Raw genomic sequence first — 25,469 nt, forward strand, 5'->3', positions numbered from 1 at the left:
AGAAAAAAGACTCCTAAAAAATGATTGGAGAATAGAATATATGATAAAAATTTATGACACTTTGACACGCAGTCTGCGTGAATTTGTTCCAATTCATGAAAATACAGTTAATATGTATGTCTGCGGACCAACTGTTTATAATTATATTCATGTAGGCAATGGACGTTCTGCTATCGCTTTTGATACAATTCGCCGCTATTTTGAATACCGTGGATACACTGTCAATTATATTTCCAATTTTACAGATGTTGATGATAAGATCATTAAGGCAGCTGCGAAAGCTGGTATGACTACCAAAGCGTTATCTGATAAGTTTATTGCAGCTTTTAAGGAAGATGTTGCTGCTCTTGGTGTTAAACCTGCGACTGAGAATCCTCGTGTTATTGATTACATGCAGGACATTATTGATTTTGTCCAAATTTTAGTTGACAAAGGCTTTGCTTATGAATCATCAGGAGATGTTTATTTCCGTGTTCGTAAATCTGATAATTATGCTGCTTTGGCCAATAAGACTTTGGAAGAATTAGAGATTGGTGCCAGCGGTCGAGTGGATGCTGAAAGTGATTGCAAAGAAGATCCTTTAGACTTCGCTCTTTGGAAGGCAGCTAAGGAAGGTGAAATTGCTTGGGACAGTCCTTGGGGAGCTGGTCGTCCGGGCTGGCACATTGAATGTTCAGTGATGGCAACAACCATTTTAGGAGATACTATTGATATCCACGGTGGCGGTGCTGACTTAGAATTTCCTCATCATACTAATGAAATTGCTCAATCAGAAGCTAAAACGGGGAAAAAATTTGCCAATTACTGGATGCATAATGGCTTTGTTAATATTGACAATGAGAAAATGTCCAAATCGTTAGGTAATTTTATCACTGTTCACGATGCTCTCAAGACAATGGATGGACAGGTTTTACGTTTCTTCTTTGCAACTCAGCATTATCGTAAGCCTTTTAATTTTACAGAAAAAGCTATTCGTGATGCTGAAATCAACCTTAAATATTTGAAAAATACCTATGAACAGCCTTTTACAGCTACTGTAGATGAGGCTACATTTACCAGATTTTTGGAAAAATTTCAAGCAGCTATGGATGAGGACTTCAATACAGCCAATGGCATTACAGTTGTTTTTGAATTGGCTAAATGGATTAATTCAGGTCATTATAATCAAACTGTGAAAGATAAATTTGCAGAAATTCTTCAAATTTTCGGTGTTGTTTTTAAAGAAGAGGTTCTGGATGCTGAGATTGAAAAATTGATTGAGGAACGCCAAAAAGCGCGTGCAGCACGAGATTTTACTAAAGCTGATGCCATTCGTGATGACTTAGCTGCGCAGGGTATCAAGCTTTTGGATACCAAGGATGGTGTGAGGTGGATGCGTGACTAGGTCAGTTGACGTTAATCTTATCAACGGAATCGCCCTTGCTTTTGAGGGTGATGCCATTTATTCTACTTACATTCGGAAACATCTGATTTTTCAAGGTTTGACAAAGCCTAATCAGCTGCATCGCAAAACGACTCGTTATGTGTCAGCCAAGGCACAGGCTATGTTGATAACTAAGATGTTAGAAGCGCAGCTTTTGAGCGAAAAAGAAGAAGATATTTACCGTCGCGGACGCAATGCCAACAGCCATACCAAGGCCAAAAATACAGATGTTGTCACATACAAGATGTCAACAGGATTTGAGGCAGTTATGGGTTATCTCCATATGACCGAGCAAATTAAGCGGCTGGAAGAGCTGATTGACTGGTGTATTCAGACAGTTGAAAATGAATATAGTGAATTGAATAAAGGTTAGGACATCGTTATCGTTAAGTCGCTTTGATGAACTCCAGCTCTATTCTTCTGCTTCTCTTGCCTTGTCTTATCCTTTTTTAAATCCACTATAAAAACAGTTTTCAATGAAGGCTGTTTTTTTACCACTTGACTATGACCTTACGTTATCCTTTATACTGTCAGTATAGGAGGAAAACACAATGACCATTCGTATCATTCACTCAGATAAAATTTACCGTGAGTTGCTGAAAATGCCTGTAGCCAAAAGAAGGGCTTATTTTAAAGAACAAGTTCTGGCGCCTTTTAAGCCCAAATTTTACAAACAGAATATTCCTTACGAGGCAAAGCAGGCGGACGGTTTTGACATCATGATGCTGCTTTCTTGGATGCATCTCATGCCTGAAACGCTGACGGATCAGCACCAAGCCTTCATTGACTGTTTAGATGATGGCTTTTGGAAAAGATGTGACCAAGCCATTCAAGATAGTCTAGCAAGGTTTAGTTCTTTCCAGCTGCCAGTTCAAGATTATACTTTTACAGCTTTATTGGCCAATCCAGCTGCCCCCATGTTGCAAATCAATGATGGTTACAGCGGAGATGGTGGTATTCCAGGTTATATTTTCTTATCTTTGGTGCCCCATTTGGATACCTTAAACCGTGTCCAATTTGCGCTGGCTCACGAGATCAATCATAATGTTCGCTATCAATTTATTGATTGGGACGGTGGTTCTCTGAAGGAGATGATTGTAGCTGAAGGTTTAGCAGAGAATTTCGCTGTACAGCTGTATGGTAAGGAAAAGCTGGGTCCTTGGGTAAGCAAGACAGACTTGGAGACGCTCAATCAGCTGGTTAAGCCTTTCTTACGTGAACATCTTGATGTAAGGGGAATGCAGAAAATCACTGCTTATCTCTATGGCGATAAAATTGCTGCCATGATGGGTCAGGACGGAGTTGGCATGCCTTATTGTGCGGGTTACGCCTGTGGCTATTATCTGGTAAAATACTACTTAGAAAAAACGGGTCAAACAATTGAAGAAGCAACGTTTTTGCCAGCTTCAGAAATCTTAGCGGAGGCGGATGAATTTTGGACAGAGACTACACACTAAAAGAAATCATGACCATTACTGGTCTAACCAAGCGAACATTGCATTATTACGACCAAATCGGTCTCCTGCCAGCTAGGAAGTTAGCAAATGGCTACCGTCACTATAGTCAGCAGGATTTGATTGATTTGCAGCGCATCCTTTTTCTCAAAGCCTTGGATTTTTCTATTAAAGAAATCCAGTCCTTACTCAAGCTCAGTGATGAGGCTCTGCGTCCGATTTTAGAAGAGCAGCAGACACGCTTGGTTCAGAAAATTCAGGATTTGCAAAAAAAGAAGAAAGAACTGGAAAATTTTCTGGCTGGATCGCCGCTCATTACTTTGGATATTTTTGAAAAACCGTTGAACGACCAATATCAAACAGAAGCAGAGCTTCGTTATGGGAAAACATCGGTCTACCAGACTTATCAAGACTATCGGGCACAGCTTGATTCTACTGAAAGAACTCAGTATGATACAAAAATGGAGCAGCAGTTTGACCAAGTTTTTCAAGAATTTAAACGAGTGAGTCATTTGCCGCTTTCTGCAACAGAAGTAGCGGCAGCTGTTGAACAGTGGAAATCGGCTTTCCTGATGATTGGTGATTTTTCAGATGAGGTTTTGGCTTATATTGCGAAATCTTATGTCTACGATTCGCGTTTTAAACAATATTTTTCTAAATATGGCAATTTTGACTTGACAAGATTTATAGCCGAAGCAGTCACTTATTATTTAACTTAGATAGTGTAAAAGGCAAAGGTAGATTTCTTTGCCTTTTACATTTGTTTTATTGAATTGAGAAGTTGCATACCCTCTTTTTCCTGCAGTGAAAGATCCTTTAATAACTTAGAAGCTTCTAGAACATACTGTATATCACCTGTTTTTCCAGTTTTTTCAAATAGAAGAACAAGCCGCGACCAGTTTTTAGCACTATCTTTAACAATCTCATAAGCTATTTTGATAGCAGAATGTCCAGTCCATTCATAGGCTTCCTTCAAAAAGTCACGGTAAAAATTACGAAAGAGCGCTCCGCCAGTGCCCGCACTTTTCATCAGCAGAGCAGACATTGCAAATTCCTTTTGAATATCTTTAGATTGTTTAAACCATTTGATGATTTCTCTGCTTGCTTTTTCAATTCCTTTGTAACCCAAATTTTTAATAGGAGGGTTAAGATAAGTTTCGCTATTATGACAGACAGCTTTCAAAATAGCTGTCTCAATCGGAATCAAAGCAGTTTCTTTTTCAAAAATATAATACTTGTTTCGAGATGACATGGGACCTTTTTCGTTTCTTGCTAAGGCTAGACTTTCAAGGGAAGTTATAGTTTTTGTTCCTTGCTGTTTAGTGTCAACAAGGTAAACCTTTTTATCATCATAGCCAAGCATCGCAACATGATGAGCAGCAAAATGTATAGGATTTGAAAAATAATCCAAATGATAGCAGTCTAGTTTTAATCCTACAGCCTTATTGTTGTCAATCAGTGATTTTACGGTTTTCCAAGCTTTATTTTTTGAATTTGTTTCGTTCGTTATTAGCTTTATTCCAAGGTTTTTGCTTAAATTCACTGTCAGCAAATCAGGTTTAATTCGTCCGCCAATAAAAGGGAAATCAAGTGTTTTCATGTTGAAAATAGCAAACCCTAGTCCTTCGCCAAGTCCAAAAATCATCGGTTCACTGAGATAAATGCTTAGTTGAGTAAGCAGGGTGCCTATTGTTGTGCTTTCACAATGTTGTCCAATAAAGGGCTGGGTGTTTGTTATTACTGTCATGGCTAATTCCTTAGTGTTAGTCGTTTTTTCTTAATAGGATATTGAAGTATGGTTTTCAGTTGAACTATTCTGATTTAGAAATGAGGCAAAGAATTCCTCTTCCCAGAAAATGGGAAACTGATCGACGACGTTTGTTTAAGTGATGTTAATTTTTCCAACGCTAGATTGGATTCAATAAGGTTTTCTAACTAAATTTTCTTTTTCTGCTTTTCATACTGACTTTTTGCAAACCCCATTTTCTTTAATTCCTGATTGAGCCAGTCTTTCTCAGCTTTTAGCAGCGTTTGGCTAAGGCTGAAAAGTTGCTGGGCAACAGCTGTATCGTTATGGTTACCTTTCTGTTTGTTTTGCATGTCCTTGAGGTCTTTTTCAAGAATTTATTTTCGTTTGGAAAAGGCTGCGCACAGTTCATTGTCATTCAAAAGATAACTTGTTGCAAGCCCCGTCATTAAGTGAGCATTAGCCGGTCTGCGTTCGCTGATAAGCTTTTGCGTAGCTGCCTTTAGAGTTTCCCGACCTTCTTGGGTTATTCGATAATCTTTTTTCTCCTTTCCCTTACTGACAGTACTGACGGTTAATCTTTTTTTCTCTAGTTTATCAAGAGTATAATAAATAGATGAGAAACCAACATCCGTCCACTTGCGCATGTCGCGTTCTTTAATAATTTGTTCAATGTGATAACCATGTTGCGGTCCCTCGGCTAAAATACCAAGTATCAACTGTTCGGTCAGTGAAATAGTCATAGCAGTCTCCTTATATTCTATCTCTAGAATATTTCTATTCTATTACTAGAATAGAAATTTGTCAAATTTTAATTATTTATTGCCTATGTCTAATGGGAGGATTATTATTTTTAAGCCATTTAATTTATGAGCCGATCTCCATTAAGAATTCCGATATGGCAAGCTTAATTGATGTTTTCCTAACTGTAGAGCTATTTTGTCAATATACACTTTTAAATTGAAAATGGTTTGTATATAAACGTATCATCATTGAGGTAGCTAAGAAAATCAAGTTTTTTTCGCAAGAATAATTTTTCATGCTATAATGGCATTATGAGATATAAAGACTTTACAGAAAATACCGATATTGTCTATGGCGTTCATGCTGTCATAGAAAGCCTTCAGGCTAATACGGGCCATAAACTCTATATCCAAAATGACTTACGTGGTAAAAATGTTGATAAAATAAAGGATCTAGCCGCAGAGAAGAAAGTTCCTATCTCTTGGACGCCCAAGAAAACTTTGTCTGATATGACAAAAGGAGCCGTTCATCAGGGCTTTATCTTACATGTGTCAGCCTTTGCTTATACAGAATTTGAAATGCTTTTAAAAAAAGCAGAGCGAGAAGATAATCCTTTGCTTCTTATCTTAGACGAGCTTAATGATCCTCATAATTTTGGTTCAATTTTGCGTACAGCTGATGCAACCAATGTGACTGGAATTATTATTCCCAAACACCGTGCGGTCGGTGTGACACCTGTTGTTGCTAAAACATCAACGGGTGCAGTGGAACATATCCCCATTGCTCGTGTGACCAATCTTGGCCAAGCCCTTGATAAGTTGAAAGCAGCTGGTTTTTGGATTTTTGGGACAGATATGAATGGGACACCTTCAACTCAGTGGAACACTTCTGGGAAGTTAGCTTTGATTATTGGCAATGAAGGACGAGGTATTTCTCACAATATCAAAAAGCAGGTTGATGAAATGGTGACGATTCCTATGAATGGACACGTTCAAAGTCTCAATGCTAGTGTAGCAGCTGCTATTCTCATGTATGAAGTTTTTAGAAATCGAAAGTAATGATCTAGAAAAAGGAGATAAAAATGACTTTTAAAATTTTGACCGATTCAACTGCTGATTTGCCAGAAAGCTGGACACAAGAAAATGATGTCCAAGTGCTTGGTTTAACTGTCCAATTAGATGGTATCACTTATGAAACAGTAGGTCCCGATCGGCTAACAAGCAAGGTGTTGTTAGAAAAAATCGCTGCTGGCAGTAAACCAACGACGAGTCAAGTGAATGTTGGACAGTTTGAATCTTATTTTCGTCAATCCGCTGAAAATGGACAAGAAGTGCTTTACATCGCTTTTTCATCTGTTTTATCAGGAACTTATCAGTCTGCTGTTATGGCTAGAGATATTGTTTTAGAAGAGTATCCACAAGCAAGCATTGAAATTGTTGATACTTTAGCAGCAGCTGGTGGAGAGGGCTACTTAGCAATGCTGGCAGCTCAAGCCCGCGAAGAAGGAAAATCTCTTAAGAAAACCAAAGAATTGATTCTTGATGTAGGACCACGCTTGCGAACTTTCTTCTTAGTGGACAATCTTTACCACTTGATGCGAGGGGGCAGACTCTCAAAGACCTCAGCAATCGTAGGAAGTTTGGTTAATATCAAGCCTCTACTGTGGTTGGATGCCAGTGGGAAATTAGTTCCCCTTGCCAAATTACGCGGTCGTAAAAAAGGAATGAAAGAAATGCTTAAACGGGCAACAGCTGATGTGGCTCATGATACGGCTGTTGTGGCCTATGCCAATGATAGTGAAGCTGCTGAAAATTTAAAAGAGCAATTATTGGCAAATGAAAAAATAAAAAATGTAGTCACACTACCTTTAGGCCCTGTCATTTCAACACATGTAGGACCAAATACTTTAGCAGTCTTTACCATCGGTAAAGAAGCCAGATAAAGAGAGAAATCAGATAAGTTAGTTTATCTGATTTTATTTTTCAAAAATATTTTAGATATTTTGTAAAATATATTTGACAAAATGCTATAATTGAAGTATGATAAAGATGAAAAGGAAAGGAAGTGTCTCTTATGTTTGACCTTGTTGTTAATTTGATTTTATTGGTTATTGTGATAGGTGGATTTGTCTTCTTAAGATTCTATGCGGATAAGAAAGGCAAGCGAGAATACGATGAACGCCAGTTACTTATGCAAAAGAAAGCTTATACCAATGCGGCTTGGGTTGTTATGGGTTTCAATCTTGTTCTTGTGATATGGGGTGAAGTGTTAGCAAAATATATCTCGCTATCCTTTGCAGGTACTGCCAATCTCTTTCTTATCGTAGGCGTCTTTGTCTGTAGCAGTATCTTAAACGATGCTTATTTCACAGCAAGAAAAAACAAAAAATTCCTCTATGTGTATGCCGTTATTATTGCTATTCAAATTTTCACTGTTTATCAAAATTGGAGTCAAGGCAGCTTTGGTCATGACGGACATATTTATCTAACAGGAGAAAAAGCAATGAGTTTATTGTTTATCTTGACTTTTGCTGTCATTTTTCTAGTAACTGCTTATAAAACGATTCAGGATAAGAGAGAGGGAAAGTGATGAAAATGGAAAAGTCAAATAAACAAGTCATTTACGATGAACGTCAGCAGCAAATTCAACTTAAAAGTTATAGTCTTTCATTTTGGTTTGTTATGTTTATACTCTATTTTGCAACTTTTGGAAAGACTGATTTGTTGCTTAATATCGCTTTTTGGGGAGGACTTGTTCTTAATTTTTGTTACAGTACTCTAAGAGGTGTCGGTCCTTTTGTTGATCCACGTTTTGGAAAAATTGCAAAAATCGGTCGTTTGGCCGCTGTTCCTCTTATTTTTTTGGGAATGCTAGTCTTTCTTGTTGCTATCATAATGTCTATTCTAGAACATGATAGTTTAAGAGAAACGATCACAAAATGCTCCTACTTAGGCTTATCTGGTTTTTGGCTAATTTGTATGGGAGCAAGTATCGTCTACCGTCATTATCTTGATAAGAAAGAAGCAGACAAATGAAAAATTTACGTTTAAAAGCTGCGCGTGCCGGTAAAGATCTGTCTCAGCAGGCTTTAGCTGATTTAGTTGGGGTATCTCGTCAAACGATTGCAGCTGTGGAAAAAGGAGATTACAATCCGACAATTAACCTTTGCATCAAGATTTGTAAAGTTTTGGACAAGAGTTTAGATGAGCTGTTTTGGGAAGAATAAAAGAGGTTCATCTTAGAACAGTTTCATTTTTATTTATTTATTTTATTAAAGAGTGGGAAAAATTGCTAAATTTTTAAAGTAAGTTTCACCGCGCAGGATAGTGGAAGCTCATTTGAACAAAAGTGTAAAAGTAGTATAGTTCGTCTCGAACGTAATTTCATCATAAAAATCTGTCTCATGCTGACTTCTGGTTTGGAAAGTGAAGCAGAACTTACTTTAATAATGACAAGAGAGAAAAATTTATAATTATCAGCCTGTAAGTCTTGACTTTGGGGCTGATTTTTTGATATTATATAAGGCGGTATTGTTTGCCCCATTTGAAAGGCCCCGGAACCCTTCAAATAATTTGTGGACCGGAACATCCACATTGTAAACATAAAGATTCGTATAGGAGAAATCATGAACAAAACAACATACATGGCTAAGCCAGGTGAAGTTGAACGTAAATGGTACATTGTTGATGCGACTGATGTCCCTCTTGGACGCCTATCAGCAGTTGTTGCCAGCGTACTTCGCGGTAAAAACAAACCAACATTCACACCTCATACAGACACAGGTGACTTTGTTATTGTTATTAATGCTGAAAAGGTTAAATTAACTGGTAAAAAAGCAGCTAATAAAATCTACTACACTCACTCAATGTATCCAGGTGGATTAAAGCAAATCTCTGCTGGTGAATTGCGTTCTAAAAATGCTGTGCGTTTGATTGAAAAATCTGTTAAAGGGATGCTTCCGCATAACACTCTTGGACGTGCACAAGGTATGAAATTGAAAGTCTTTGTTGGTTCTGAGCATACACATGCTGCACAACAACCAGAAGTACTTGATATTACAGGACTTATCTAAGAGGAAAGGAGCATAAATTTAATAATGGCACAAGCACAATATGCAGGAACTGGTCGCCGTAAAAACGCTGTCGCACGCGTTCGCTTGGTACCGGGTACTGGTAAAATTACAGTAAACAAAAAAGATGTTGAAGAATATATTCCACATGCTGACCTTCGCCTTGTTATCAACCAACCTTTTGCAGTAACATCTACTGAAGGTTCATATGATGTTTTCGTTAACGTTGTTGGTGGTGGTTATGCAGGTCAATCAGGAGCAATCCGCCACGGAATTGCACGTGCATTGCTTGAAGTTGATCCAGACTTTCGCGACGCACTCAAACGCGCTGGTCTCCTTACACGTGATGCTCGTATGGTTGAACGTAAAAAACCAGGTCTTAAGAAGGCTCGTAAAGCTTCACAATTCTCAAAACGTTAAGAACAGCTTTACATCAACGATTACAGACACTCAATGTTTACCTCATTGGGTGTTTTTTCGTGCACTTTTTGAAAAACTCACCTCAAAATTTACCTTATTTTCACCTTATTTATTTTTGAGTTCTCTGTAAGCAGCTTCGCCAGCACTAAGTGGAACAACGTTTGAAGTGTTGACATAAATCTTTGTTGTGCTCAAATCACTATGTGTTAAAGCTTCTGAAATGGATTTTAAGGACATGCCAGCTTGTTTAGCTAAGGTAGCACCAGTGTGTCTTAACATATGAGGAGTGGAATGTCTAAGGTTTTTGTGACGACGTTCTACAGATTTCATCTTGTTATTAAGGTAATCTGAATGCAGAGGGCTATTCACATTGCCTTTAGTATCAATATAAGTAAATACATATTGTTCTGGAGTTTGAATGATACCAAATTTTGCTAATTCTGCTTTTTGTTGAATTTGCCATTGATGTAAGAGAATAGTCAATTCTTGGGGAATGGCAAAAATTGTTTTCTTTTCTCCCTTAGTAGACTTGGGATTCTTATATTTATCCAATGCTTGAATCAAACTAATTTCAGATGTTTCAAAAAGAATATGTTTCCACTGTAGAGCATAGCTTTCGGATTTACGGTCATTCAAGATAAAGGTTGTAAAAAATAAAACATAATCTTTAAGCGACAATCTTTTGTTTTCTAGGTCTTCTTGAAATGCTTCAAACCATTCCTGTAACTCGCTTAAAGCAAGGTATAAATCCTCATCTCGTTTAGCTTCTTGCAATTTTATTTTTTTAGTAGCCTTAATACGACTGATTGTTTTAGATAAACGATTCATTTCAATATATTCTAATTCCTCTGCCCAATCAAAAATTGAATTAACATAACTACGAATGACCTTAAAATTTGCATATTCATTAGCCTTAGCAGTCATCAAATTTAAAACAACCGTTTTGTTCTGATTCAAAAATTTAACGGAATAATTTCCAAACATTGGCAATATGTGTAACCTAAAGACGGTTTCCGTGTTGTCAATTGTTGGGAGAGTAGGTGGCTTATTTGTTGAAGTTGTTTGACCTGCTTTATAAGCTTCCCACCAGCCATTATGATAAAAATCTTTAAAGAGAATATCTCCATTGATTGCTTGATGTGGTAGAGCGCCTCCTTTTTGGATAGTGTTAATATCTATTAAAATTTGTAATTCGGCTTCTTTAGCCTCCTTCTTTGTTTTAAACCGCTTATCGTAATAATTTCCTGAAACTCCTAGAGAAGACCTAGCTTCTGTCGGGACATAGATTTTTAAACGATAAGAACCATTTGCTGTTTTTGTAATTGTCATAGTAATCTCCTTTTTACTGAGCTAGAAAATTACCCTGACTTTATTATAATGAAATCAAAAGTGATTTTCCAGTTGTATCATCCATCTACGGATACTATCTTTATCAAATCGAATTGTTTTTCCAATCCGAATATGTGGCATTCCCTTTCTTATCCAGATATCTAGTGTATTATTTGAAATTCCCAGATACTCACAGGTCTGCTTTTTATTTAAAAAAGGACTAATTTGCCCTGAATCTTCTTTAACGGTTTCAATCTCATTTTTAATAAGATTTGCAACAAAAAGTTGAATTTCTTTTGTTTGCTCTTCTGGTAAAATAACTTGCATAATTTTCCTCCCTTTTAAGCAACAAAAAAAGCAAGAGCTATAAAGCCCTTACCTTAAGGAGATTATGAAAAAGAAAAGTTTTAGGATTATTTATAATATAATCGTATACTCTTAATTTTCTCTTAAAAATTTTTCAAATCTCTGTCGGTCATTTTCTGTTAACTTTCCGATTAAGCGAACTTGAACAAGTTCTACGTCTAAATCATAAAGTTGAACGGTATCAATCCAAGATGGTTTCACTAATCCTGCCTCTTCCCATTCTTTTATTTCAAAGTATTTTGAACGGATATAAGATGATTTATGGGAATACTGACTAGTGATACGGTAGGTTCTGATAACCTCTTCATTATTTGCAATGACTAGAGCAGGACGTCTTTTAGCTCCTGTCCCATCACTAAAAGTGATAGTCGCTATCAGAATATCATATGGGTTATAGTTGTCCATGTCTTTCCTCGTATTCTGGATAGTCTTCATCAAAGAAATCTGCGATTGCTTCTGGATTAGAAGCAGTCACTTTGATAACATTTGAGTTTGCCAAAGCTAGTCTTTCTAAAGGATTATCAGAAATAGCATGGACTTGTTTTCTTAAATCAAATGGCAATCCATTCACCTCCTTTGATTTTTGTAAGAACATCACGAAAGCATCACCTACAGAAGTTCCTAAGGATTTGTATAGCACCGATACTTCATCTAGTAATTTTGAATCTACTCGTTTCTGAAACATTTTTTTAGTCATACAATCACCTCTTTTGTATTTCAATTGTACGACAAATGTAGTTTCTTGTCAAATTTTTACTTCCCAATCACATAAGTAAATTGGCTCGCCGTTGCCTTATCAAATGTGCGATAAGAAACAACTCCAAGTCCTTTGACATTGGCTTCTGAAATGAGAATAGACCCGTCTGATTTGACCTGCTCCACAAATGCAATATGTCCGTAAGTTGGGTCTGCGCCAGCTTGTCCAGGAGAGAAGCTAAGAGCGCTATGTTCAGTTGGTGTATGTGTGGTTTGGTAGCCGGCTTTCTGCTTCCAATCCCCACCATTGCCCATATAAGGGTCAAAGTTAACGCCTACCTCTTTGGCTCGGTTATAGACAAACCATGTGCATTGTCCCCAAGGATAGGCCGCAGAAGTATAATTAGAGGTGTTGATTGCCTTTGTAAGGCTATATCCAGCAGGCACTCCATTAGAAGTTACGCCTCCACCGTCTCGTGTTTTGGCATTAGTCGTATCACCTGTTAAAGTGTCTTTGAAGAGGTCATACCATTTTCTCGCATTCTTCTTCAGGTCACTAGCTTTTGTTTGACCGTCTGATAAAGCGACCCCTTCATAATGTTCTGACCAATAAAGAGCTGCCTCTTCAGGGCCAGTCGCTTTTTGCATTTCTATTTTAACTTTGCTATAAGAGCCGTTTAGCTCTGTAGATAAGAGGTCTAGTTCAATATCAGAATCTAATTTCTTTTGTTTTGCCTTTGACCAGCGATTGCCATTGACAGCAGAAGACCAGCCCGACCATTGGAAATAGCCAGCCACACCACCACCTGTATTGACGGCTTTAGGGTCAAAACCACTTTCACGCTCTGCAACCGCTAAGCTTCCAGAAGCTCCTGCGATAGTGAATTGTTCTTGCGAAAGTTCATAATTGAGAATTTTGATGACATCACTAGCCCGTTCTTCTGAAATATTAGCTTTTTGAGCTACCTCTTTAGCTGTCAGCTTGGTTTGTAAACCTTTTGTTTGACCGTTAGAAGACGCACTACCCGCAAAAGCTCCCATGATAATAACAACCAAGAACAAAGGTAAAAACAGAACACTTAGAACACTAACAATTACTAGTTTTTTCTTCATCTTCCCTCCTAAATTTTCACATAGACTGTCATCATCACCGTTTCAAATCGCCATTGAGCCGTCAAAATAAGAGGATTTTCTTTGATAGTTGCCAACAATTGCTCTTTCTCAGCCTCTTTTACTGAAAATAAAAGGAGAAAGTCAATAGAAGGCTTTCTCCTTTCATAGGCAAGGGCAACCGCATTGTTCACCGTCTGTTCAAAACCTCTTTTAGAATAAATGCGTGTATTCATCATTCCTTTCCTCCTCTCAATCGTGCTAATTCCTCTATTATCTGATGTTTACGGTTGATATTGACTTTTAATTTATCGTCTTTTGGAAAGGTTTTACGATAGTTCCTGATAAAGGCATTTGAACCTTGCGCTTGGTATAGTGCTTCATCATCTTTATAAGGTTCTAATTCCTTTTCAAGTTTATTGATGTGATATTTTTGTCTCCAAGAGAGGCGATTGTGACGGCGTTCTTCAAACTCTTCCTGTTCTCTGCTTTGCCTTGTATCTATTAGCGGAGAAGGTTCTGTGTCAAAAGGTTGAACGCTTGTGTCTTCTTCCTGAATAGCAGATTCAAAAGTCTCCATTGGCATATCTGGCTCTTGAAACGGTGTTGTTACCTCGTCGGGAGCGCCTATTTCTTCAAAGGAAGAAGTAGCGGGTGTTTCCTCCTTGTCATTTTCTGAAGGTGTTGAACTTTCTGTTCTTTCTGAAGTTGGATGTGGATTTGAAAAAAGAGTTTTCATCTGTTTACCAGCATTCACAAAGAGTCCAGCCCCAAATCCTGCTCCAGCAAGGAAAAAGTTTCCTGATTTTTGAGCCATTTCAAAGGCATTAGTCGCTTTTGCAGGTAGTTGCTTCATACCCTCTTGTCCATTTGAAACGGTTTCTTTGACCTTAGTATCTATCTCATCAAACGCAATCTTTGCTCGTGAACCCAATAATAGTTCAATTAATTCTCCCTTATGTTTCCAAAGCAACCAATAAATCACAGCTTTGGCAAAAACAGAAACCATCAGTTTAAAGAGAGCGCTAAAAGTGGATAAAGAGGAGAAATCACCAATAACATTATTAAAGCCACTATTTACTAATCCTTCAATGATTTTTTCGAGGTAAAGCAAAGCTAAAGTCAACAAACTTGTAATAGCTGGGAAAGTAAGCCCTCCAAACATGACTTTGAAAACACCAAAGAGAATATCTTGCATTTTGGGAATAAAGGAAACCAAAAGGGCAATAGGGAAAAGAAGAATCATGATAAGGACAAGGGCTTGTGCAAGGACATTGAGCAATTGAATTAAAACAATAGGAATGGCAATGACAATTGCTTCTACCATTTTAAAAAGGATATAGAAGAACTTAACAGGAATATAGTCAGGAATAGCCGATACCCAACGGTTATGTTCATTATCATCACCTGCTCCATTTCCTATTTCTAAATATTTATTCCTATCAGCGGTAGAAACTGCTTTAAACTTGCCTGATTTATCCAAACTTCCTAGAACCTTTGAATCATCAAATGGTTCTTCTTTTCCTGTTTGACGGTCTTTGTATTTCCCGTTTTCTTGTCCTGTATTGACAAAGAGATAGGCTTTATAAGAGGTTTCTACGATATAAGAATCAGCTACAGAAGACCCTATTTTTAAAGATTGATTTTTTCCGTAGAAGACGGAGACATTGGAAATGTGATGAATCGTAGTACTAGCGACATTGTCTACTGTATTGAGCAAATACAATCCACCAGAAGTTCCAGCAACTGTCCCAAACCAACCAAAGCCTAAAAAGAGAACCAGAAGGACATGAAGCAATTTTCGAGAGAAATTGCCTTTAGAAATGAGGAACTGATAAAAGAGATAAAAAGCCAAGCAAAGGAGAATCAGAAAGACTAATGATGATTGAGCCACACCAGAAGTAGCCCCTGTAAAGCCTCGCCAAATGGTTTGAGCTCCATTAAAAACATATTGCTTGTAGGTGTCGTAAAGACGGACATTTTCTAAAATCCGAATCATCAAGGAGAAGAAACCAACAATAAGGTTGAGGAGAAAAAAGGGGAAGTTGACAAAGATTTCGTTGAACATCACCCAAACACCGCTAAAATCTCCAAAACCAGTTTTCATCATGTAGGATTTTAAAGAAAAAATATCCATACCTTTTAATTTTTCAAATGCTTCTTGCACAAGCTCACCTCCTTAAGATGCGTATTTATTTTCAAGATTGGAAGAAACCGTAGCTTTCATTGGTTTTAGAAGTGGGTCAATACTATCAAAAATGTTATAAATGGAAATCATATTGAGATTGCCATAAACATCTTTATAGAGGCATTGACCTGAAATCATATTCTTTATCCATTCCAGATTTTCTTCATTAGCCGTTAGGCCAACATGTTCTAAAATATCGGGAAGTTCATTGTCTTCTCTAAAGGCAAAGAGTGTCCCAAATCCTGTGGTATCGTCATCTCCTTCGGCGTCATGGACGGATTGGGTAATCAGACAAAGGACATTATTAAAGAAGCGTCCAACACGGCGCATGGATTGGATAACAGCTCGTCCTTCTGCTGACTTCATTAGAACCCACGCTTCATCAAAAAATTCAATCGTATCCTCATAACGGTTTAACTCACCAAACCGTGTACAGAAAGCTCCCAAGGCAAACATCAGAGCCGTAGAATTGATTTCCTTATCTTCTGGTGTAACATCTTGTTTATTATCTTTATTATCCGGTAGAGATAAGTCAGCTACTTCTAAAACAGTTACTCGTTTATCGTAAGACAATCCTTCCACATTCCCATCAGAAAATGCTAATTCTAAAATCGAATTTTCAACAATTGAAGTCAAATAGTCTCCTACTTCAAAGATAGTGCTATCCTGACTATTAGTGAGCTCTTTGAGAACGTGTTTTAACCCAACGGTTTCTCCCGCTTGTCTTTGAGCCACCACTTTGTTAATCGCTCTAGAAATAGCCGTCATTTGTTTCATGGTAACCTTAATTCGCTTATTAGAGAAAATGAGGTAATTGAGCATATTCTTTGAAACCGAAACAGCGTCATCTTTATCCAGCATGACAATTGGGTCAAGAGCCCCATGATTGGATTTCACCTTACTATCTAAGGTGACAAAGTTTATCTGTTTGATATGTTCAGCCAGAAGTGGAAACTGCTTTTCAAAATTTGGGTTGTTGACAATGGCTTCAAAATGTTTACGAATAGAGCGTTTAGGGTCAACATACAAGCATTTCACATTTTGAAGAGAAGTTAGAAGAAAGATAAGTTCTGCTAGAAAGGATTTTCCTTCACCCGTTGCTCCAGTAATCAAAATGTGTGGATTTTTCGTGAGTTTTCCTGCAATTCCTTCTTTATTTCCTACAGTCGCATTAAAAAGTACCATATTTTTAGACGCTTCTTGTGCCTTTTCAATACTTTCCCAACGTCCTGTCCAATTATCTACTCGCCCTATATGCCAGCCAATATGGTTTCCCGAAGAGGTATTGGTAAAGGGCATTAACTCCGCAAAGCCTCTTGGAGTGACATAGTGTGTCCACGTTCTGGTCTTATTTTCAAGCGGTTGACCATAGAGGAGAGACTGGAAGAGATAGGGTGTATCGTGGCTGGCTTCACTGACTTCTACGTGCATATCCTCAAAGTAACTTAAGACCACCTGACGGCGACGTCGTAGTTGGGACAAGCTAGAAGCAGAAACAATGAGGTAAGCGCCATATTCAATGACTTCTTCTTTTCCGCCTACCTTTTTCATGAGGTCTTTTAAAGACATTGCCCCCAGAATAATTTCATCTTGTTGGACGGTATCGGTACTTTCTGCTTCATTCATAATGTTGCGGTAACGAATATTAGAACGTGCCATACGACCTTTGAGAGAGTTCTTTTCAATAAATTCTGCTTTTATCCGTAGTTCTACAGGAAAGTTAAAGCGTTGGGTAAATTCTCCCAGATGAAAGCCATTAAAGATAGTTGGAGTTTTGGCTATAGGAAGAATGGTAAGAAAAGAAGAACCATAGGAACTGTCTAACTTCATAAAGCCCCCAGTCATTGGTCTTAAGACCGTATCTGTCACATTAAAGAGTGCCCGATTAGCTGTGACTTCTTGCTTTAGATGAGGAATATAGCGCAAGTACTGCATGCGTTGATAGTAAAAGAGCTCTTCATTGGTCAAGCGTTGTGCCCGAAGAGCAGAAAGGGTTTGATAGACGGTCGCTTCACTAACTAGATAATCTTGCGCCCAATCTTCAGGAATCTCATATTGAAAGCCCACACTATTGGCAATCATTTCAGAGACTTCAGAGAAGCGCTCAACCGCCATATCCTGAACGGTGGTATTTTGGTCATCTTTTAAAAGGGTGACACCAATCAACCAGTCAAACTGATAGGGAATTTCCATTTCTTGTGTCAATTTGTCGGTCGAATACTGCAACAGTTCCTTACCCAGTGCTTGGCTATCGGAAGACAAGGCATGAGAAAAGTCTTTCATCTTTTCTTCTAGTAAATAGTCCTTTGGAATCAAAGAGACTTCAAAGGACTTGTTTTTAACCAGCTTTTTTATCAGTTGAGCGGTTGTTAGTTTGTGTTTTTGTTTCTTTATTTTATCTGTAATAGTGATGGGAGTATTGGGAATACGATAAAAACTCATCACTGTTTTCTCTGTTGTTAAAGCTATATTATCCTGTGTTTTAAGGATAGGATAGACTAGTTTTAGAACCATTAGACCTCCTTTATAAATCTGTTTTTTCAAAAACGATTTCTTCTTCATCCATCATTTTCATTCTATCTTCATGATAAATCGCTTTTCGATTGAGGCGAAAATCTATAAGATAGCAGATATAATCCCATAAGAAAACGTGCATTTTCTTTCCTTGTGGTTCATATTCTGTATAAAATTTGGCGAGTTTATAAGGGATATACCAGTAAAGATAGAGCGAAATGGAATGTGTTAATTTGTTCAACGGAAGAAGAATTGAGTTAAATACTGTCAACATTAAAATCAAGACGAGAGCAAAGACCACAAAAAAGGAAAGTTGCATAGGCGTTGCAAAATACCAAATGCGTTTCCCTTTTTGTGTTTTGACTTCTTGAATCCAGTAGGGAGCGTTTATTCCTCTAGCATAATCATACAGTCGTTCTTCTTCCATATCATAACCCCGTTTCAATACCAAAGAGACGAAGGAACCAGCCAAGGACATGAAGCAACTGTTTTCCACCCCCTGTTAAAGACGCATTAACAGTATAGAAAATAAGGGTTGAAAACAGACGCCCCCAAGAGCTGTTTCTCCAAGCTAAAATGATAAGAATAATCGCTCCAAAGGTAATGAACCAGAAGCCATCTCCTTGTAGCCATGTTTGTAAATTAGATGAACTCATAGATTAAAATCTCCTTTTATTCTTTTGTATCTGCGTAATTAGCAGGAATTGTATGACTGACTTTCTCTACATAATAAGACTTGCCTTTTTCTGATAAGGTCAAGGTAAAGTTTTCAGCATGTGTAGAGCCTGCGACTTCAAACGTCACCTGAACATAGGCAATAACTACTTTATCGGTTGCTTTGTAGTAACTAAAATCCAAGGTCTTAAAAGTGGTATTTTTTACAACCGTTACATTATGAGCCACTAAGTCCAAGTCGTCTTGGTCAGTCGTATAGTTCGTAAAGAAAACATTGAGAAATTTATCCAGTTTCTTCTTTGTTTTCTCTGAAAGCCTATCTGATTGATTGAGTTTGACTTCTGTATTTATGCTTTTCTTATCTGCTTGACTGGTAGATAGGCTAGAAAACCAAGGTAAGCCGGTAACATAGTAGCCCGTTTTTGTTTTAGCATAAGGAATATTAAAACCTGTTATGATTTCTTTTTCTTCTGTTTTATTACCATTTTTTACGGTTTGTTTGTAATGTACTTCATAAGTGGCTATATTGTCTGTAATCGTTAGTAAGCGTGACCAGCTCAATTGACTAGGATTTTTGACTTGACCTTGTGCTTGAATATCAGGTTCTGAACCGTAGAAGCTATTCAGTTGTTTTGCTTGCCTTGTTTGACCGTCTGAATCATTAGGAACGGTAAAATAGCAATTAACAAAGTCATTCAGATAATACTGCAAGCGATTATCAATTGTTGTTGTAGCAGAAGAAGTAGAAGAAGCGGATTTGTTAGAAGAAACGGCTTTTTCAAGGTTTTTAACTTGACCGGACATAGTCATAGCCCGAATGCTTCCTAATAGCCCCACAAGTAAAATAAAAGCCAATCCTGATAGAACGGCAAGATTGACTGTTTTTTTGTTTGCAATGGTTAGTTTAGGCTTTCCTTTCTTTTTAGGGCGCTTAGAAAAACGTCCTAAATAAGCTTTTGTTTGACGTAAAATAAGTTTCAATTTATCCATGATTTCTCCTTATTGATTGGCTAGTTCAACCAATTTATTTCCTTTGGCATAAAGTTGTTTATGAAGTTTATTGATTTCCCCATTGACATAATAATAACCGCGCAGTTCAGAGCGGAGGCTTTCAACAAGCGTTTCTGGGACTTGCTTAGCTTCTTCTTTTTTGAGGAGACCGTTTAATTCACCAGCTTTTGTCCAAGCTTCTTTATCATTATGAGCTTTCATCAGTTCTCCTAACTCCAATGAGACCGCTCTAACTTTCTTTTCGAGTGTATTTTGTGTTGCCATTATCAGTTCCTCCATAAATGTTGTTTGATTTTCTAATATAAGTTGTCTAAAAAGAGTGACAAGTTGTGTCGTCATGTGTTGATTGAAGTCTAACACTTGACCATCCAGTGTGAAATAAGCGTGTTGGTAGTGGACGGGGTAATCAAGGTTAGCAGTTTCCCGTGCAAAAGCGTCTAAGAAAAACTCTCTTTCCTTCATTAGGACAATGTAGAGATTCCAGAATTCGTTTTTATCAGGAAAGCAGGAGATTCCCTCGTAAATTTTCTTTACAACCTTCATACGTCATCTTCTACCAAATCATGATAGCCAAGGAATCGATAGATATTATCAGAATCAAACCAAAGCCAATCATTGATTTCTGTTTCTGTGGGAATACTTCCTGAAAAAATATCTTCACCAAGTGAAGTTAGTCTATCCATATCACCTCGTTCACGAACAGTGGCTAGTGTATTGCGTGCGCCTGACCAAGCCTTGAAATTATCCAGACTATTTAATTCAACTTTATATTCCATTCGAGTTTTCCTTTCATTTTTATAGTACCAATTGAGCGTAGCCCGTCTGTACTAGCATTTCTGCCACCCAGCGAGCGTTTTTACTCATCTTTTTTAGCGGTTTTGTTGTTAATTCATCAAAAAAAGGCTGTCTAGCTTCTTGCCTAGCTGCCTTTTTAATCGTATTTTGTCGGTGATTCTCATCTTTAAAGGATTGATTTCTAAATTGTTCCGCATATTTTAATTCAGAATCTTTCTTAGGCTGATGATATAGCAGTCCCCAATAGTCTATCCAATCTTTAACTAATTCTATATCATAAAATGATAAGTAAAGCTCTTCATAGCCGACTGGGAAGGTCTTTGTTTGAAGAGGGCGATTGAATTTATCAGGAATATTGATAGGTTTATATCTGTCCGACAATAACATCAAAATCAACTCCATTTCGTTCGCAGATTTCTTCTGCTAGTTTGGTATGGTTATTACTTAAATAAGCTTCAGAAATAATCTCTGAAAGCTCATCTGTTTGAAAAACAATATCTGCTATCTTCATCAACTTCAAAGCACTAGAGACTTGCTTTGTGACCCAATGTTTTGTCCTTGCGTAGTTAATTTGACGAGGACGTGTGACAAATTTAAACCCCGCTTGTGTGCCAAGCAGGTTATCCCATTCACTATCATAGTTACCGTTCCAATCTTTCACTTCAAAATAGTTATTTAAAATCCGAGCGCCTATTTTGGTCAAGTCTGTTTCCAGTGTATACCATTCTTTTAAAATATCAAAAGCCTTGGTATCGTGTAATTCAATCTCATAACGGTTTTTATAGTTATAGGCTTCATGGATATAGTTAACAGACACATCTTTTAAGAGCGCTTGTTCATAATCCTTTTGATAAAAGCGAATCATGAGACTGGATTGACGGCTTCCGAAGTTCAATGTTAGCCCTTGATTAACAAAGCAATTTTCGACCTTTTTTAAGCCTTCAATAGCAGCAAAAGTGCGGAGCTTACGCATGATGATTTTATTGTCAAAGATTCGATTTTTAATATCAAATAAGTCAAGATTTCCTGACGGTTTATATAATTCATCAAGGGCAATATCGAAGCGTGGAAAAGCTAAAAAGTCTTCTAAAAGTCTATCTTTTCGTTCTTGTTCCGCAAAGAGAAAGACATCATGGAGAAAAGAAAACCAATCTCGGTTTTGTTTCTTTAATAACAGTTCAAGCTCACGACAACCTCCTCCTGTTAAATCAATCAGCGTTCCAGCTTCTGCCTTTTTTTCAGAATGGGAATAAAGCACTCGAATAGAACCATAGGTCACCATGTCTGAATAGCTGTAGAAGCTTTTTTCTTCGTGAAAGAAATCAGCTGGTTTTAATTTTAGAACATGTGTAATAACTGCTTTAAAATCAAGTGTTTTGAACCGAATTTTTAACCAGTCTACCGTGCTTTCTAACTTGGTTTCTGATTTGCGATTCAGAAAGTGAAAGAGTGCCTTTTCAAATTCCTTCGTCATTTTTCGTTGACCTTGTTCAATGTTTCGGTAGTTGTAGTAACTATAACCAATCATAGCTGCCATTTTTCGCTGGGTAAATCCTAACTCAAGCCTGATACGCTTTAAATCTGTGTTGGCTAACACTAATCACAATCTCCTTTCAGCAAACAAAAAAGCAACCAATGGATAATTGATTGCTCTTATTTATAATGGTCTCGAAAGGATAAGAAATAAATTTCATCTTCTTCAACCAGATAGACTAATCGGTGTTCATCTGTAATTCTACGAGACCAAGCACCCGAATAACGATATTTTAATGGCTCTGGTTTTCCAATCCCTTCAAAAGGATTTCGTTTGATATCCTCAATTAAACGATTGATACGTTTGAGTATCTTTTTATCTTCTTGTTGCCAAGAAACATAATCTTTCCAAGCTTGTTCTGTAAAGTTAAACATCTTCCACCTCTAATAATTGGCGTTGAACGACTTTCTTTTGTTTAACTTGTTCCATCCCTGATAGAACCTTGTCTGAAAGATAATCGTTATTCATTAGGCGGATGGTTTCTTGAATACTATCCCAGTTTTCCTTAGATAAGACCACAATATTCTCATCAGGGTTTTTATTGACAACCATTAGAGGTTCATATTCATCATTGACTTTTTTCATATAATTCTTTAAGTTGTTTCTGAAATTTGAATAGACTACAGCTTCCATTTACTTTACCTCACTTTAATACTATCCTTATTATAACACTTGACAAAATATTGTACAAGTATTTGCTTTTTTGTGTTCATACTAGCTAAGCTAGTCATTGGGATAAGAACAGCCTTTTAAGGACTTGTGTTAGTTTTAACCCCCCTATTAGTATCGGGAGGTTAAGCCCTTTTGGGGCGTGCCTAAGGCACACCCCAAAACGCCCGCTTGTCAGCTCGGTCGGGCAGGTCGGACGGGCCTTGCCCTGACCTTGACCTTCGTGCCTACGCTGGCTCAGGAGGTGTTTCAAAGTATTGAAGGACAACTTGCTTATAAGGCAAGTCAGTCTGTTCTTTCTCCGTCACAATTTCCTCCAATAAGGCCCTATCTGCTTCATCTAACAGAATACGGTTGTCCTCTCTGATGAATGTATAGTCCTGTTTTTCTATGTATTTCACAAGATTTCGTAAGGTTGAAATTGGGATGTTTGCTTCCTTGGCGAAGTCATTCAGAGGAAGTAGGGACGATTCTGCTTGTTCAACGGGTAAGTCAGATGATGAAGTGGGCGTAGTTTCTAGTGTCTCTAATAACGGGTCATTCAAGACGGGTAGCTTTTTATATTCTTCAAAGAAAGAAAAGCCGTCATCTAGTGGTACAAGAGGAGAGTAAAATTCCCTAGCTACTTCTCCACCGTTTGCAATATAACCACGACCGGAAACTTCCTCACCGTCAATTTCATCAATCTTTTTGAAGACTTTATTAGCGTTAGCGTCTCCAAACATCATTTTATTACCAGTATCTTCTAAGTGACCAACAGAAATTCGTTTCATAAATTGGTCACGTAAAGAGGTTTTGAGATATTCCCCATCAGGACGTTGCATAGCAACAATCATGATTACCCCAGATTGGCGACCTTTCAAAATCAATTCGGTTAGGTATTCGATAAAGTCTCCAGATGATTGATAATCTCGCTCTAATTTAGCAGCTAAGGCTGCCAACTCATCAATGACGATAAAACGAGGTTTTAGCCCATAAGCATAATACTTTTTCCCTGCCTGATAATCAGGGCGACTGGTCATGTAATCATAACGTTTATCCATTTCCTGCTCAGCACGCTTTAAACAAGCTAACATTTCTTTTTTATCCCAGTAAACCCGACCTTTAAAGACAGGAATATTTTTCAATCCGACAAAGTCAGAGCGTTTCGGGTCAAGGATTTCCACATAACCAATTTGAGCTAAAACCCAAATCAGAATCATCAAGAGAACCGTTTTACCACCACCCGTTCCACCACCAATCAGCAAGTGTGGATGTTTATTGAAATCCCAATAGACATCTTTCATCAGATAAATCCCTTTTTCAGTCATCTTAACATCAAAGATAGATAAGCGACCTGAAAATTGGTCAATGGCAATAGTGTAAGAAACGTAGCCTTTGGTGAATTGCTTATTCATAAAGTCTCCGTCAAACATAATTTCAAGAGGTTTTTCAAGGGCGATAAAACGGTCTTGAAATCGGCTACCTTGAAGGCGCAATGACACTGTGATACTAAAATGGTCACGCTTCAAATACACTTTTGGTAGTAGAATCCGTTCTCTTGTACGGTTGTTGGATTTGGTCTTTTTGACCTTATACAAGTTATTATCGAGCAAATAGTGAGAAAGAATCCGTAAACTGTCTAGACGGCTAAAGAAAAGAAATTTTCGGTAACAAATCACTTGCACTACGCCATCTAGTAGCAGCAATCCTAATAACCCTCCACCAAAAAGAATCCCGTATGTTATCGGGTCACGTTGAACCTGATTTTGAAGCTGGTCTCGGTGCAGGTAAGCGAAAATGCCCCCTCCAAGAAGAAAGGGCAGAAGAAAAAGAGCAAAGGTTAGCCGTTTGATTTTTTCATGAAACTTCCGAACACGAATCCCCCGATAGGTGAACAACTTCATAGGCGCTTATCCTTCCTTTTTAGGTTCAGGCTTTCCCACTAACACAACATCTTTAGCCCGTAGTTTAACCCCACTTGTGGTGATACGGCGATTGTTAATAGTTTCTGAATTTGACCAGAAACGAGCTGTAGGAGCTACAAGCGTTACTTCATCATTGTAGTTCTTTTCAGCGGTCATTTGAGCCACTTTTGCTTCAGGTGGAACCGTTACGGTAATATCCCCATTGACCGCAGAGGAGTAGAGTTTCACATCTACATAATCAACCTTATCTGTTTCACGACGCTTTTCTTCACCAGTTCCTTCTTCCACATAGTCTTCCCAGTGCATAAAAGGAATAGCTTCAAGGAAATTTAGAGTTCCAAGAGTTTTTACAGTATCAAAAGTTTCAATCACATCAGCAGCAAATTTTACAGTCATAGTGTTTCTCCTATTCTATTTCTTATTTAGACTTTACTGTACGCATTTCTTCCGCAACAATGACATTTTCATGTTTACGTTTGCCTCCAAAACGGAAGTTACGGCGCTCAATGGCAATCCCACGTGGGAAGACGACTTTTTGACGCCCTTCAGGGACATCAGACATTTTAAACCCTTCTACAATAAGGAAGGCAGAGGGCTCTTTTCGACTTGAAATTTCAAAGATACGATAAGAGACAGGGTTGTAATCATTGGCACGGACTTCTTCCATACCTGAGACAAAGACTTCATTTCCTAATACTTGGTTTTGGTCGACGAATACTTTTGTAATTTCCATTAGATTTACCTCAATTTCTGTTTTGTTTAGACCGTTTTATGACTTATCTAGGTCAAAAAATCAACTCATCTTTTCTAATCTGCGG

Annotated in this window: 32 protein-coding genes and 1 pseudogene; 11 read left to right on the forward strand and 22 right to left on the reverse strand. The window is 37.8% G+C overall.

Annotation, left to right across the window (positions count from 1 at the left end; all coding sequences use genetic code 11):
* Positions 1-40: 40 nt before the first annotated feature.
* The 4 genes from cysS (at position 41) to FNL60_RS00845 (ending at position 3,596) form a co-directional block, all read left to right on the forward strand.
* Positions 41-1,384 carry a cysteine--tRNA ligase gene (cysS, locus tag FNL60_RS00830; protein ID WP_002267092.1) on the forward strand — a complete coding sequence of 448 codons (1,344 nt, stop codon included), beginning with the start codon at positions 41-43 and terminating at the stop codon, positions 1,382-1,384.
* Complete coding sequence (locus tag FNL60_RS00835; protein ID WP_002264857.1) at positions 1,377-1,796, forward strand: Mini-ribonuclease 3; 420 nt, start codon at positions 1,377-1,379, stop codon at positions 1,794-1,796. The genes cysS and FNL60_RS00835 overlap by 8 nt, the downstream gene beginning before the upstream one ends.
* Positions 1,797-1,974: 178 nt before the next feature.
* On the forward strand, positions 1,975-2,880 hold the full coding sequence (locus FNL60_RS00840; RefSeq protein ID WP_002269063.1) for a DUF2268 domain-containing putative Zn-dependent protease: 906 nt from the start codon (positions 1,975-1,977) through the stop codon (positions 2,878-2,880).
* Positions 2,881-2,888: 8 nt separating this feature from the next.
* Entirely contained in the window at positions 2,889-3,596 is a 708-nt protein-coding gene (locus tag FNL60_RS00845) for a MerR family transcriptional regulator (protein WP_018110238.1), read from the forward strand.
* Between the two features lie 35 nt (positions 3,597-3,631).
* Here the strand turns inward: FNL60_RS00845 and FNL60_RS00850 are convergent, their stop codons facing one another.
* Together FNL60_RS00850 and FNL60_RS00855 are read right to left on the reverse strand one after the other, a co-directional pair.
* Positions 3,632-4,624 (reverse strand): BtrH N-terminal domain-containing protein, encoded by a 993-nt coding sequence (locus FNL60_RS00850; protein WP_002280090.1) that lies wholly within the window; start codon positions 4,622-4,624, stop codon positions 3,632-3,634.
* A gap of 188 nt (positions 4,625-4,812) precedes the next feature.
* Positions 4,813-5,367: pseudogene (locus tag FNL60_RS00855) on the reverse strand (PadR family transcriptional regulator).
* 312 nt (positions 5,368-5,679) lie between these two features.
* On the opposite strand from FNL60_RS00855, the gene rlmB reads away from it, so the two are divergent.
* The 7 genes from rlmB (at position 5,680) to rpsI (ending at position 9,857) form a co-directional block, all read left to right on the forward strand.
* Entirely contained in the window at positions 5,680-6,426 is a 747-nt protein-coding gene (rlmB, locus tag FNL60_RS00860; RefSeq protein WP_002264862.1) for a 23S rRNA (guanosine(2251)-2'-O)-methyltransferase RlmB, read from the forward strand.
* Positions 6,427-6,449: 23 nt separating this feature from the next.
* Positions 6,450-7,310, forward strand: a complete 861-nt coding sequence (locus tag FNL60_RS00865) for a DegV family protein (RefSeq protein ID WP_002267096.1) — start codon at positions 6,450-6,452, stop codon at positions 7,308-7,310.
* 131 nt (positions 7,311-7,441) lie between these two features.
* The gene (gene smuA / locus FNL60_RS00870) at positions 7,442-7,957 is read left to right on the forward strand and encodes a type II toxin-antitoxin system antitoxin SmuA (protein ID WP_002267097.1); all 516 of its coding nucleotides are present in this window, start codon (positions 7,442-7,444) and stop codon (positions 7,955-7,957) included.
* Positions 7,957-8,403: a type II toxin-antitoxin system toxin SmuT gene (smuT, locus tag FNL60_RS00875; protein WP_002267098.1), complete on the forward strand. Its 447-nt coding sequence runs from the start codon at positions 7,957-7,959 to the stop codon at positions 8,401-8,403. Before smuA ends, smuT begins: the two co-directional genes overlap by 1 nt.
* Positions 8,400-8,594: a transcriptional regulator SmuR gene (gene smuR, locus FNL60_RS00880; protein ID WP_002267099.1), complete on the forward strand. Its 195-nt coding sequence runs from the start codon at positions 8,400-8,402 to the stop codon at positions 8,592-8,594. Before smuT ends, smuR begins: the two co-directional genes overlap by 4 nt.
* A gap of 399 nt (positions 8,595-8,993) precedes the next feature.
* Entirely contained in the window at positions 8,994-9,440 is a 447-nt protein-coding gene (gene rplM / locus FNL60_RS00890; RefSeq protein ID WP_002262993.1) for a 50S ribosomal protein L13, read from the forward strand.
* 24 nt (positions 9,441-9,464) lie between these two features.
* Positions 9,465-9,857: a 30S ribosomal protein S9 gene (gene rpsI, locus FNL60_RS00895; RefSeq protein ID WP_002262992.1), complete on the forward strand. Its 393-nt coding sequence runs from the start codon at positions 9,465-9,467 to the stop codon at positions 9,855-9,857.
* A gap of 105 nt (positions 9,858-9,962) precedes the next feature.
* On the opposite strand, the gene FNL60_RS00900 is transcribed toward rpsI, so the two are convergent.
* The 20 genes from FNL60_RS00900 to FNL60_RS00995 form a co-directional block, all read right to left on the reverse strand.
* Positions 9,963-11,186 carry a site-specific integrase gene (locus tag FNL60_RS00900; RefSeq protein ID WP_002280089.1) on the reverse strand — a complete coding sequence of 408 codons (1,224 nt, stop codon included), beginning with the start codon at positions 11,184-11,186 and terminating at the stop codon, positions 9,963-9,965.
* A 54-nt stretch (positions 11,187-11,240) separates the two neighbouring features.
* Complete coding sequence (locus FNL60_RS00905) at positions 11,241-11,513, reverse strand: helix-turn-helix domain-containing protein (protein WP_002280088.1); 273 nt, start codon at positions 11,511-11,513, stop codon at positions 11,241-11,243.
* A 111-nt stretch (positions 11,514-11,624) separates the two neighbouring features.
* Positions 11,625-11,957 (reverse strand): type II toxin-antitoxin system PemK/MazF family toxin, encoded by a 333-nt coding sequence (locus tag FNL60_RS00910; protein ID WP_002280087.1) that lies wholly within the window; start codon positions 11,955-11,957, stop codon positions 11,625-11,627.
* Positions 11,944-12,249: a hypothetical protein gene (locus FNL60_RS00915; protein WP_002280086.1), complete on the reverse strand. Its 306-nt coding sequence runs from the start codon at positions 12,247-12,249 to the stop codon at positions 11,944-11,946. Before FNL60_RS00915 ends, FNL60_RS00910 begins: the two co-directional genes overlap by 14 nt.
* A 56-nt stretch (positions 12,250-12,305) precedes the next feature.
* A complete protein-coding gene (locus tag FNL60_RS00920) occupies positions 12,306-13,361 on the reverse strand; it encodes a phage tail tip lysozyme (protein ID WP_002271006.1) in 1,056 nt (351 codons plus the stop codon).
* 8 nt (positions 13,362-13,369) lie between these two features.
* Positions 13,370-13,597: a hypothetical protein gene (locus FNL60_RS00925; RefSeq protein ID WP_002271005.1), complete on the reverse strand. Its 228-nt coding sequence runs from the start codon at positions 13,595-13,597 to the stop codon at positions 13,370-13,372.
* Positions 13,594-15,525 (reverse strand): hypothetical protein, encoded by a 1,932-nt coding sequence (locus FNL60_RS00930; RefSeq protein WP_002280085.1) that lies wholly within the window; start codon positions 15,523-15,525, stop codon positions 13,594-13,596. Before FNL60_RS00930 ends, FNL60_RS00925 begins: the two co-directional genes overlap by 4 nt.
* A 12-nt stretch (positions 15,526-15,537) precedes the next feature.
* Positions 15,538-18,060, reverse strand: a complete 2,523-nt coding sequence (locus tag FNL60_RS00935; protein ID WP_018110239.1) for an ATP-binding protein — start codon at positions 18,058-18,060, stop codon at positions 15,538-15,540.
* A gap of 10 nt (positions 18,061-18,070) precedes the next feature.
* The gene (locus FNL60_RS00940) at positions 18,071-18,487 is read right to left on the reverse strand and encodes a conjugal transfer protein (RefSeq protein WP_002271002.1); all 417 of its coding nucleotides are present in this window, start codon (positions 18,485-18,487) and stop codon (positions 18,071-18,073) included.
* A 1-nt stretch (position 18,488) separates the two neighbouring features.
* Positions 18,489-18,716, reverse strand: coding sequence for a hypothetical protein (locus tag FNL60_RS00945; protein ID WP_002280083.1), 228 nt, complete (start codon positions 18,714-18,716; stop codon positions 18,489-18,491).
* Positions 18,717-18,732: 16 nt separating this feature from the next.
* Positions 18,733-19,725, reverse strand: a complete 993-nt coding sequence (locus tag FNL60_RS00950; RefSeq protein ID WP_002280082.1) for a conjugal transfer protein — start codon at positions 19,723-19,725, stop codon at positions 18,733-18,735.
* 9 nt (positions 19,726-19,734) lie between these two features.
* On the reverse strand, positions 19,735-20,289 hold the full coding sequence (locus FNL60_RS00955; protein ID WP_002280081.1) for a hypothetical protein: 555 nt from the start codon (positions 20,287-20,289) through the stop codon (positions 19,735-19,737).
* Positions 20,286-20,522: a hypothetical protein gene (locus tag FNL60_RS00960; RefSeq protein ID WP_002280080.1), complete on the reverse strand. Its 237-nt coding sequence runs from the start codon at positions 20,520-20,522 to the stop codon at positions 20,286-20,288. The genes FNL60_RS00955 and FNL60_RS00960 overlap by 4 nt, the downstream gene beginning before the upstream one ends.
* 19 nt (positions 20,523-20,541) lie before the next feature.
* Positions 20,542-20,928: a hypothetical protein gene (locus FNL60_RS00965; RefSeq protein ID WP_002280079.1), complete on the reverse strand. Its 387-nt coding sequence runs from the start codon at positions 20,926-20,928 to the stop codon at positions 20,542-20,544.
* Positions 20,906-22,138 (reverse strand): replication initiation factor domain-containing protein, encoded by a 1,233-nt coding sequence (locus FNL60_RS00970; protein WP_002280078.1) that lies wholly within the window; start codon positions 22,136-22,138, stop codon positions 20,906-20,908. The genes FNL60_RS00965 and FNL60_RS00970 overlap by 23 nt, the downstream gene beginning before the upstream one ends.
* A gap of 56 nt (positions 22,139-22,194) precedes the next feature.
* Entirely contained in the window at positions 22,195-22,449 is a 255-nt protein-coding gene (locus tag FNL60_RS00975) for a Txe/YoeB family addiction module toxin (protein ID WP_002270995.1), read from the reverse strand.
* Positions 22,442-22,708, reverse strand: a complete 267-nt coding sequence (locus FNL60_RS00980) for a type II toxin-antitoxin system Phd/YefM family antitoxin (protein WP_002270994.1) — start codon at positions 22,706-22,708, stop codon at positions 22,442-22,444. The genes FNL60_RS00975 and FNL60_RS00980 overlap by 8 nt, the downstream gene beginning before the upstream one ends.
* Before the next feature lie 263 nt (positions 22,709-22,971).
* Positions 22,972-24,630, reverse strand: coding sequence for an FtsK/SpoIIIE domain-containing protein (locus FNL60_RS00985; protein WP_002280077.1), 1,659 nt, complete (start codon positions 24,628-24,630; stop codon positions 22,972-22,974).
* Positions 24,631-24,636: 6 nt separating this feature from the next.
* Positions 24,637-25,047: a DUF961 family protein gene (locus FNL60_RS00990; protein WP_002280076.1), complete on the reverse strand. Its 411-nt coding sequence runs from the start codon at positions 25,045-25,047 to the stop codon at positions 24,637-24,639.
* A 22-nt stretch (positions 25,048-25,069) separates the two neighbouring features.
* Complete coding sequence (locus FNL60_RS00995) at positions 25,070-25,384, reverse strand: hypothetical protein (protein WP_000406626.1); 315 nt, start codon at positions 25,382-25,384, stop codon at positions 25,070-25,072.
* Positions 25,385-25,469 lie beyond the last annotated feature (85 nt).

Source organism: Streptococcus mutans, from assembly GCF_006739205.1.
GTDB classification, from domain to species: Bacteria; Bacillota; Bacilli; order Lactobacillales; family Streptococcaceae; genus Streptococcus; species Streptococcus mutans.